Genomic DNA, 9,315 nt, shown 5'->3' with positions numbered 1-9,315 from the left:
GATCTTCCTCAGGTCGTGCCGGCCCGGGCTGCGGCGCCCCACGACCAGCAGCCGGGCCCGCGCGCCGGCGGACAGCAGGACCTGCCCGGCACCGCCCATCTCGACGTGCTCGACGACCTCCACCTGCGGGAAGCGCTCCCGCCACGGCCGTACGGCATCGGCCAGCCGCTTGCGCTCCAGCGGCTCCAGGCCACCGGCGTCGTCGGCCGCCCGCATGGTCTCGCCGCCCCACACCAGGACCGGCGGGATGTTCCACGCCCGTACCGCCCGCAGCCCCACTCCCTGGGCCGCAGCCGCCGCGAAAGCGAACTCCAGCACCGGATCGCTCTCCCGTACGTCCTGCACGCCCACCACCACCTCGTCACGCGGCTGCTCCACCGCGTCGGGGCGCGGGCTGCGCACGAGGACAACGGGTCCGGCCGCCTGCCGCAGCACCTGCAACCCCACGGAGCCGAGCAGATAGCCGACCAGCGTGCTGTGCCCGCGCGAGCCCAGGACCAGCAGGTCTGCCGAGGCCGCCTCGGCGAGCAGGGCCGGTACAGTCTCGGCCCGCAGGATCTCGGTGGTGACGGGCAGATCGGGGAAGTTCTTCGCCACCCGGGCCGCGGCGTCCTGAAGGACTTCCGTGGCCCAGCGGCGCTGCACTTCCTCGTCCGCCGCGGCCGATACCTCCGAGGGCCGCCATATCCAGGCGTGGACCAGCCGCAGGCTCGCTCCGCGGCGGGTGGCCTCGGCGGCGGCCCAGTCGGCGGCGGCGAGGCTGTGGTCGGTTCCGTCCAGTCCGACGGTGACGGTGCCGGGCATACGGGCCTCCTCAGGCAGCGGTGGGAAGTAGGTCGTACCCCCACTGTCCGGGCACGACGGCCACCGCGGGGAGGACCGAACGACCCGTGCCCGGGGACCAACGGCCTTCCGGTGCGGGGTCAGTGCCTTGCCTTCCTGCGTGATGCGCCCACCTGCACCATCGACGGCGAACAGTCGCCGTGGTCCTTCCGCAAGACAACCTCGGATCTCCGAACAGCAGCTCCTGTTGACCAGGATCGATCAGCACACCAAGCTGCCGACGCGCTTCGCCGAGCTCCTTGCCGCACCCCGCGCTCTCTCCGGTCGTCATGACCCGGACCAACCTCGCCGAGCACGGCCTCCGATGAGCACAGAAGATCAAAAGCCCTGACAAGCGCACCCCAGGTCCGCTACAGAGAGCTACTTGTCACTTCGCCGTAGCTCTGGGAGGACAGAGCTGATTCCTGCGGTCGCACAGCGCGTACCTCGTGGCCACAGGACTCACTTGCGTACTCATATATCGTCGTCCGATATCGGAGTACGTAAGGTGTGGGCCCCGTCGGTCGAGGAGTGTGCTCGTGAGCAAGTCATCGTCCTCCAGCGGTGTTCCGGACGAGTTGCGGCGGCGGCTCGGCGTGCTCGACGCCGTGGTGATCGGGCTGGGGTCGATGATCGGTGCGGGGATCTTCGCCGCGCTCGCCCCGGCGGCACGCGCGGCCGGCTCCGGCCTGCTGATCGGCTTGGCCCTGGCCGCCGTGGTCGCTTACTGCAACGCCACGGCCTCCGCGCGGCTGGCCGCCCGCTACCCGGCCTCCGGCGGCACCTACGTCTACGGCCGCGAGCGTCTGGGCGACTTCTGGGGCTACCTCGCGGGATGGGGGTTCGTGGTCGGCAAGACCGCCTCCTGCGCCGCGATGGCGCTGACGGTCGGCTCGTACGTGTGGCCGGGGCAGGCGCACGCGGTCGCGGTGGCCGCGGTGGTGATGCTGACGGCCGTGAACTACGCCGGGGTGCAGAAGTCCGCGCTCTTGACCCGCGCGATCGTGGCCGTCGTCCTGGCGGTGCTCGCTGCCGTGCTGGTCGCCGCTCTCACCTCCGGTACGGCGGACGCCGCCCGGCTGGACGTGGGCTCCGATGCCACGGTCGGCGGGGTGCTTCAGGCGGCTGGGCTGCTGTTCTTCGCCTTCGCCGGGTACGCGCGTATCGCCACGCTCGGGGAGGAGGTCCGCGAGCCCGCCCGCACGATCCCGCGGGCGATCCCCATCGCGCTGGGCATCACCCTGGTCGTCTACGCCGCCGTCGCCGTATCCGTCCTGACGGTGCTCGGCCCCGAGGGGCTGGCCGAGGCGGCGGCGCCGCTGTCGGATGCGGCGCGGGCGGCGGGCGCCAACCGGCTCGCCCCGGTGGTCCGCGCTGGTGCCGCGGTCGCCGCGCTCGGCTCCCTGCTCGCCCTCATCCTGGGCGTCTCCCGCACCACGCTGGCCATGGCCCGGGACCGGCACCTGCCGCACGCCCTGGCCGCCGTGCACCCTCGCTTCAAGGTGCCCCACCGGGCCGAACTCCTCGTCGGTGCCGTGGTGGCCGTGGTCGCCGCTACCGCGGATGTGCGCGGGGCGATCGGCTTCTCCTCCTTCGGGGTCCTGGTCTATTACGCCATTGCCAACGCGTCCGCCTGGACCCTCACCCCGGGGGAGGGCCGTCCCTTGCGCCTGATCCCTGCCGTGGGGCTGGCCGGCTGCCTGGCCCTGGCCTTCTCGCTACCCGTGTCGTCGGTCGTCTCCGGGGCTGTGGTGATCGCTGTGGGGGCCGCCGTCTACGGCGTGCGCCGCGCTCTCGCCGCGCGGGGCTGATCCCATCCGGCCCTTCCCGTAGTGGGGGAACGGTCGGGGGCCGATTGTCCCGGGATCCGGTCTCGCCGGAGGACATCCGTGCCCGGAACCCCGGCCGGGGGCACGGTGCCGTTCCCGTGACCCGGCTCCAGTAGTGGCAGGTCCGGCTGACCGGCACGAGCGCTCCGGGCATGGACGTCTTCATCCGCCTGTACGTGGGCGTCGTCTTCCTGCCCGCGGGCGCCTTGGAGTTCCTGCACTCTGATCGGCTCGGTACCGGTCGGTTCGACAAGGCCGACATTCCGGCCCGGCTTCTCCCGGCCCGGCCTCTTCGCCCCGCTGGGGTGACGCCGCGCTGTTCGGCGGTGAGTCCGGCCGGTGAGAGTTCGCCTGAGTCCCGTACCGGCGTCGCTCAGCTGTGCAGCAGCCTCTTCCTGCTCATCGTCCTCATCCTCGGCGCCGAGGCGTACTCCCTCTATGCCCGCCTGGCCCGCACAGCCTTCGTCGCCCCGGCCGGGACGACGGCCCGCGGCTGATCAGGGCGCGTCGTCGCCCAGGACCTCACGGGCCAGTTCCGCCAGTGCCCGGCGGTCCTCCGCGAGAGCCTTCCTGCCCGCCTCGGTCGCCTTGTAGACGCGCCGGGTGCGGCCGTCGACGACGCGCTGCTCGGAGGTCAGCAGCCCGTCGGCCTCCAGGCGGTGCAGCGTCGGATACAGGGTGCCGGGGCTGATCCGGTAACCATGGGAAGCCAGTTCCCCGGTCATCCAGGCGCCGTGGATCTCCTCCTCGGCGGCATGGTGCAGGATGTGCAGCCGCACCGCGGCCCGCTGGAACTCCCGCACCTTGGTTCACCCCCGGCAGTGACGAAACCGATATCGGTCATCGAGTCTACGGGGCACGCGAGCTTATGCGGGCGGGTAGGACGCCGTGCGCGGCCGGAGCGGCCCGGCTCGGCGTGCGGCGAGCTCAGCGGCGCGGTGTCCGCCATATCAGGCGCGCTGCGATGCGCCGGGCGGCGAACTCGGTGCCGGCCACGAAACGCAGCATCGGCCCGAACGTCGGCGCCGCCAGCGACCCGGTGAAGTACAGCCCCGGCACGCTGGACTCGAACGCCCCGGACAGGGCGGGCGCCTGGGAGCCCGGAACACGGGCCACCGCCCGGCACACCGGTGCTGTCAGGAAGGGCAGCGCGTCCACGTCCAGGCGGTATCCGGTAGCGGCCAGCACATGGTCCACGGTGAGTTCGGCCGGGCCGGTCCCCGTACCGTCGAGGTGCAGGCGTACGGCGGCTCCGTCCAGGCGGGCGCGCTGGATGCGGCAGGCCGTGCGGACGGGGACGACGTCCTCGACGCGTTCGCGCAGCCACCATCCGCCCGACGGTCCCAGCGCACGGCGATACAGCAGCATCTTGGCGCCCGCCGGCAAGTGCCGCACCATGTCCGGAGCGCGGCAGACCGCGGCCAACGACCAGCCGGTCCCCAACGGGGAGGCAGGCGCGGCCAGACGGCGCCTCCACGACCGCCGCAGCTGCGGCGGCACGCCCCAGCGCACACGCGCGGCGCGTACCAGCACCTGGACCTGGGCACCGGCCTCGTGCAGCAGCGCGGCGCTCTCCAGCGCCGACTGACCACCGCCCACGACCGCGACCCGCTGCCCGGCGTAGCGCGACAGGTCGGTGTGCTGGCTCGTGTGGGACACCGCCGCGCACGGACCCGGCCCGTCAGGCGTCAGCCGCGCCAGCTCGTCGGGGATGTACGCGAAGGTGCCGAGCCCGGTGGCCACCACGACGGCCACCGCCTCGATCTCCTCCCCGTCCTCCAGCCGAACGGTGAAACCGGCTCCTGCCCGTTCCACTTCCTGCACCGGGACCGGCTCGACGGTGCCGACATACCGCTGGGCGAACCACATCCCGTAGCCCACGAATGTCCCGCACGGGATCGGCGTCAGCTCGGTCAGCTCGTCCTCCCCCGTGGCACGGCGGAAGTCCGCCAGCCGGCCGCCCGGCTCCGGCGCGGACAGATCGGTTGCCGCGGGCGTCGACTTCAGGAACATCCCCGTGGCCATGGCATGACGCCAACTGCCCATGATCTCCCCGAAGACGCGCACCGGCACCGAGGCGGCCCGCAGGTGCGCGGCCACCGACAGCCCGTAGGGGCCCGCGCCGATCACCACCACCGGCCTCCGCCCGGAGGCCGGCCCGTAGGTGGCACGGCTCGATCGCACAGACGACTGCGTCATTCCATCCCCCTGGCCACGGCGGCGCCCTCCCCAGGCGCACGCGGCGAACGGCGCCACCGGCCCCCTGACCGAACCGGCCACCACTCCCTGACAAGTCAGTGTGTCCCGCCGCCGCTATCGGCACGCGATATCGGCACACGTTGCCCGAAATCCGTCGAGCAGCCGCGGACCGGTGTCTCGAAGCAGTCTGTGATGGGTGAGCAGATGAGTTTCAGGAGTGCCTTATTGATGTAGTCGTCGATTTCCCGGCGGATGCCCAGGCGGCCGAACCGGTGCGGCAGCGCGATGGTCTGCTCGACGATCCACCGCCTGGTCCCCGGCCCGGAGCCGTGGGCGGTGCCCGACGCAGGCGGCAGCGCTTGCGGCGAATGCGTGGCACCTCCGCCGAAACGGCACGAACACCTCGACCTCCACTGTGATCCCCGTCACCGGGCATAGCATGTGGGTGTGACGAGTCGGGAGCAGCATGTCCGGCAGCCGCCCGTGGGGCGGTGGCGGGTGCTGCTCGTGCTCGGGCTGTTGGTGGGCCTGCTGGGTATGCATGCACTGGCGCCCGGCGGTGGGGCGATGCCGACTACTCACTCCCACGAGATGCATACGGCGGCGCCCGTAACCGCGTACGACGGCTGTCCGGAAGAGGGCGGGTGCGGGGCCGGGCACGCGCAGCATGCCGATGTGACGTGCGCGTCCGGTGCGATCAGTGCGGGGTACGAGGTGCCCGCGCCGGTCGCCGGGCCAGCGGGCATGGATGCGCCCGTTGCCGTACCGGGCATGTGCACCATGGCCACGCCGGGCGGTGTACGCGCCCCGCTGTCTTTGGCCGAACTCCAACTCCTGCGGATGTAGAGGGGCCCGCGTCGTGTCGGTGCGGAAGGCCCGCTCGGCACGGCGCTCCGGAACGCCCCGACATCCCATCGACCCACAGGAGTTCAAACATGAACGCATCTCGTACGCCGGCGCGCCGCGCGGCCTTGGCCGCGGTGGCCGCCACGGCCGCTGTGTCGCTGGCGGCCTGCGGTGACAACGGCAGCAGCACCGGACAGAGCGCCTCGCCGACGGTCTCCGCTTCGTCTTCGGCCGGGGCTCCGGCGCCCTCGGGCACGCACAACGCGGCCGATGTGTCCTTCGCGAAGGGCATGATCCCGCACCACCGGCAGGCCGTTCAGATGGCCGAGATGGCCGGCAGTCACGGTGCCTCCCCTCAGGTCGAGGACCTCGCCGGGAAGATCAAGAAGGCGCAGGGCCCGGAGATCAAGACGATGTCCGGGTGGCTGGAAGCCTGGGGCGAGAAGGTGCCAGAGGACATGGACGGCATGGGCGGTATGGACCACGGAGGCAGCTCGCCGATGCCCGGCATGATGGGCATGCACGAGATGGGGGAGCTGAAGAAGTCCTCCGGGCACGCCTTCGACACCATGTTCCTGACGATGATGGTCAAGCATCACCAGGGCGCGGTGCAGATGGCCACCACCGAGCAGAAGTCCGGCGCGTACGGGCCGGCCAGGAAGCTGGCGCAGGACATCATCACCTCCCAGAACGCCGAGATCTCTCAGATGCAGCAGATGCTCGGCAACAAGAAGTAGCCGGTAGGGCTGACGGGCGGAGGATCCGGACGGTGTGCGGGCCCTCCGCCTGGTCACAGCCGCAGGGTGCGGCGCATGGCGGTGGTGAGTTCGTCGAGCTTGGTCGCGCCGGCGGCGGGGTCGGTGCGGGCGGCGTCGGTGACGCAGTGGCGTACGTGGTCGTCCAGCAGGCTGAGGGCGACTTCCTGGAGGGCGTGGGTGACGGCGCCGATCTGGGTGAGGACGTCGATGCAGTAGCGGTCGTCGGCGACCATGCGGGTCACGCCGCGGATCTGGCCCTCAACCTTGTGCAGCCGGGCCAGCAGGGCGGGTTTGGTGTCGTGGTAGCCGGGCGGGGCGGGAGCGTCGGTCTGGTCGGTGCGGGCGGGCACGGTGGTCACCTCCTGGGCTGCTCAGCTTGTGAGGTGCGGTTGCCGGGTGGCGGTGCCGATGGCGCAGGGGGAGCTGGGCTGGCGGCGTCCGCGGATGAGGTGCATTCCCCGGCCTCCTGCCGGTCGAAGACCAGCTCCACCGGAAGTCCCTGGCGCACCCGGATCCGGTCGGGGCTGTAGCCACCGCGCACGGTGACCTCCGCCCGCTGCACCCCGCCTTCCACCCGGGCGGAACGCGTACGGCGGGGCCCGAAAAAGAACCAGCCCAGTACGGCGATCAGCACGGTGGCGGCCGCCACCACGACAAGGTCGGTGATGCTCATGGCGGACCTTCTTCCTGCGCATCTCCACGGTCAGCCTTGGCGCGCCTACCCCTACCCGGTAGGGGCTGAACGGCCCGTACCCGCCACCGTCCGGTCCCTTCCCGCGCAGCTCCACGCCGCGGGACCGTGGCGGCAACGGTGCCGGAGCCCGCGGGCACCGGGCCCGCGCTCCCCGCACCACGGGAAGTGAAGCGCCATGATGTATGGGAACGGCCACGACATGAGCGGCTGGGGCTGGTTCGGCATGTCGCTGAGCACCCTCGTGTTCTGGGGGCTGCTCATTACCGCCCTCGTGCTGCTGTTCCGCGCGTTCCGCCGGCACGAGCACATCCCACCCGCCGCCCCTCCCGCGCCCACGACACCGCCGGAGCAGGTACTGGCCGAGCGGTTCGCCCGCGGCGAGATCGACGAAGACGAATACCAGCGGCGGCTGACCGCCCTGCGCGCCTACGAACCGGACACCCCGGACCTGACCAAACACTGACCCGCCACGGCACGGGACACCGATTCCTACGGCCCGCACCCGTGCCGGACTGCACACCGCAAGCAGCCCCAAGGAGCACCCGACCATGAACGCCAAGAACAAGAACTACGGCCTGTACGCCATCGCTGTCGCCATCGCCGTCGTCGGCGCGCTCGCCCTCGGTCTGCCCGCCGGCACCCTGACCGTCCTGGCCGTCGTCCTCGTCTGCCCACTGATGATGTCCGCCATGATGCGCGGCATGCAGCACGGCGGCACGCACAGTGACCACGAGCCCACCGGCCCCCGCACACAAGAACAGGAGCACCGGCACGACGCCGGTTGGTCCTAGAGGCTGTCCCGCCACTGGCGGTGCACCCCCGGTGGCGGGCACGTTTGCGGAACGTTACGGTGGCCGAGGCCGCATACGGCCTGTAGCCCCTGGTGGCCTTCAGGACCACCCTTTCGTGACCGAGGTGGACTCGCCCACCATGTCCACCCTCACCGGCCTGCCCGCCCTCGAATCCATAACCACTGAAGCCGCCCGACGCCGCGACTAGGAGCCGTTCGGCCCCGTGACCGCCGTGTCACGGCCCGGGATGGTGGTGGGCAGCGCACCCTGTCGGCACCGGCCGGCAGCGTCGATATCCCGGAAGCGAGCAGGAGGCGGAGCGACATGGCCGTACGGGTGGGGATCAACGGGTTCGGGCGGATCGGGCGGAACTACCTGCGGTGTGTGCTGGAGCGGGCGGCGCGGCAGGCGACTCCGGTGGAGGTGGTGGCGGTCAACGACATCGCGCCGGCCGGTACGTTGGCGCATCTGCTGGAGTACGACTCGACGTACGGCAGGCTCGGCCACGAGGTCGGCGCGGAGAGGGACGAGCTGGTCGTCGCCGGGCGGCGCGTGGCGGTGTGCTCGGAGCGTGACCCGGCAGACCTCGACTGGGCCGGGCCGGGAGTAGATGTCGTCATCGAGTCGACCGGCCGATTCCGGGCCCGGGAGGCCGCCGCGCTGCACCTCAAGGGCGGTGCGCGGAAGGTGCTCCTGTCGGCGCCGGGCAAGGACGCCGACGCGACGGTGGTGATGGGGGTCAACGAGGCGGAGTACGACCAGGACCGTCACCACGTGGTCTCCTGCGGCTCGTGCACCACCAACTGCGTGGTGCCGATGGTCAAGGTGCTGCACGAGACCTTCGGCGTACGCAAGGGGCTGATGACCACGATCCACGGATACACCAACGACCAGGCGTTGCTCGACGGCCCGCACAAGGATCTGCGGCGGGCCCGGTCGGCTGCCGTGAGCATCATCCCCACCACCACGGGTGCCGCGCGTTCCGTCGGAGTCGTGCTGCCGGAGCTGGACGGTGCGCTGGACGGGCTGGCGGTGCGGGTGCCGGTGGAAGACGGGTCTCTGACGGATCTGACCGTCCTGCTGGGGCAGGAGACCACCGCGGAGGAGATCAACGGGGCTTTCGAGCGGGCCGCTGCCGGGCCGCTCGGCTCGGTGCTGCGGGTGAGCCACGCGCCGCTCGTCTCCCGGGATGTCGTCGGCGATCCGGCTTCCTGTGTCGTGGACGCGGGGCTCACCCAGGCGCACGGCGGCCTGGTAAAGGTATTCGGCTGGTACGACAACGAGTGGGGCTACGCGAACCGGCTCCTGGACTTGACCGAGCACGTTGCCGCCCGGCTGTGAGCCGTGCTCGGACGGCCGGACCGAGAGGAAGTGGG

The 9,315-nt window shown here is 71.6% G+C and carries 12 protein-coding genes; 7 read left to right on the top strand and 5 right to left on the bottom strand.

The features are described from left to right. The coding region (locus ADK86_RS27810) for a universal stress protein (RefSeq protein WP_053699092.1) at positions 1-804 on the bottom strand (804 nt) is incomplete at its 3' end. A gap of 557 nt (positions 805-1,361) precedes the next feature. On the opposite strand from ADK86_RS27810, the gene ADK86_RS27805 reads away from it, so the two are divergent. Together ADK86_RS27805 and ADK86_RS27800 are read left to right on the top strand one after the other, a co-directional pair. Next, positions 1,362-2,633 carry an APC family permease gene (locus tag ADK86_RS27805; protein WP_053699091.1) on the top strand — a complete coding sequence of 424 codons (1,272 nt, stop codon included), beginning with the start codon at positions 1,362-1,364 and terminating at the stop codon, positions 2,631-2,633. 170 nt (positions 2,634-2,803) lie between these two features. Then, complete coding sequence (locus tag ADK86_RS27800; protein ID WP_053699090.1) at positions 2,804-3,148, top strand: hypothetical protein; 345 nt, start codon at positions 2,804-2,806, stop codon at positions 3,146-3,148. Here the strand turns inward: ADK86_RS27800 and ADK86_RS27795 are convergent, their stop codons facing one another. Next, the gene (locus ADK86_RS27795) at positions 3,149-3,454 is read right to left on the bottom strand and encodes a PadR family transcriptional regulator (protein ID WP_053699089.1); all 306 of its coding nucleotides are present in this window, start codon (positions 3,452-3,454) and stop codon (positions 3,149-3,151) included. Between the two features lie 124 nt (positions 3,455-3,578). Beyond that, positions 3,579-4,835, bottom strand: coding sequence for an NAD(P)-binding domain-containing protein (locus tag ADK86_RS27790; protein ID WP_234346065.1), 1,257 nt, complete (start codon positions 4,833-4,835; stop codon positions 3,579-3,581). Positions 4,836-5,297: 462 nt separating this feature from the next. Here ADK86_RS27790 and ADK86_RS27785 point away from each other — a divergent pair, with 462 nt between their 5' ends. After that, complete coding sequence (locus ADK86_RS27785) at positions 5,298-5,696, top strand: DUF6153 family protein (protein ID WP_053699087.1); 399 nt, start codon at positions 5,298-5,300, stop codon at positions 5,694-5,696. An 89-nt stretch (positions 5,697-5,785) separates the two neighbouring features. Further along, positions 5,786-6,433 (top strand): DUF305 domain-containing protein, encoded by a 648-nt coding sequence (locus tag ADK86_RS27780; RefSeq protein ID WP_053699086.1) that lies wholly within the window; start codon positions 5,786-5,788, stop codon positions 6,431-6,433. 53 nt (positions 6,434-6,486) lie between these two features. Here the strand turns inward: ADK86_RS27780 and ADK86_RS27775 are convergent, their stop codons facing one another. Together ADK86_RS27775 and ADK86_RS27770 are read right to left on the bottom strand one after the other, a co-directional pair. Further along, positions 6,487-6,804, bottom strand: coding sequence for a metal-sensitive transcriptional regulator (locus ADK86_RS27775; RefSeq protein ID WP_053699097.1), 318 nt, complete (start codon positions 6,802-6,804; stop codon positions 6,487-6,489). A 5-nt stretch (positions 6,805-6,809) separates the two neighbouring features. Next, positions 6,810-7,127, bottom strand: a complete 318-nt coding sequence (locus tag ADK86_RS27770) for a hypothetical protein (RefSeq protein WP_053699085.1) — start codon at positions 7,125-7,127, stop codon at positions 6,810-6,812. 196 nt (positions 7,128-7,323) lie between these two features. Here ADK86_RS27770 and ADK86_RS27765 point away from each other — a divergent pair, with 196 nt between their 5' ends. The 3 genes from ADK86_RS27765 (at position 7,324) to gap (ending at position 9,280) form a co-directional block, all read left to right on the top strand. Continuing rightward, on the top strand, positions 7,324-7,611 hold the full coding sequence (locus ADK86_RS27765; RefSeq protein WP_199834486.1) for an SHOCT domain-containing protein: 288 nt from the start codon (positions 7,324-7,326) through the stop codon (positions 7,609-7,611). 85 nt (positions 7,612-7,696) lie between these two features. Further along, a complete protein-coding gene (locus tag ADK86_RS27760) occupies positions 7,697-7,939 on the top strand; it encodes a DUF2933 domain-containing protein (RefSeq protein WP_053699084.1) in 243 nt (80 codons plus the stop codon). Between the two features lie 324 nt (positions 7,940-8,263). Next, positions 8,264-9,280, top strand: coding sequence for a type I glyceraldehyde-3-phosphate dehydrogenase (gap, locus tag ADK86_RS27755; protein WP_053699083.1), 1,017 nt, complete (start codon positions 8,264-8,266; stop codon positions 9,278-9,280). Positions 9,281-9,315 lie beyond the last annotated feature (35 nt).

Source organism: Streptomyces sp. NRRL F-5755 (assembly GCF_001279365.1).
Classification (GTDB): domain Bacteria; phylum Actinomycetota; class Actinomycetes; order Streptomycetales; family Streptomycetaceae; genus Streptomyces; species Streptomyces rimosus.
Note: the sequence above shows the minus strand (reverse complement) of the source record. Positions and strands in the feature narration are given on the sequence as shown.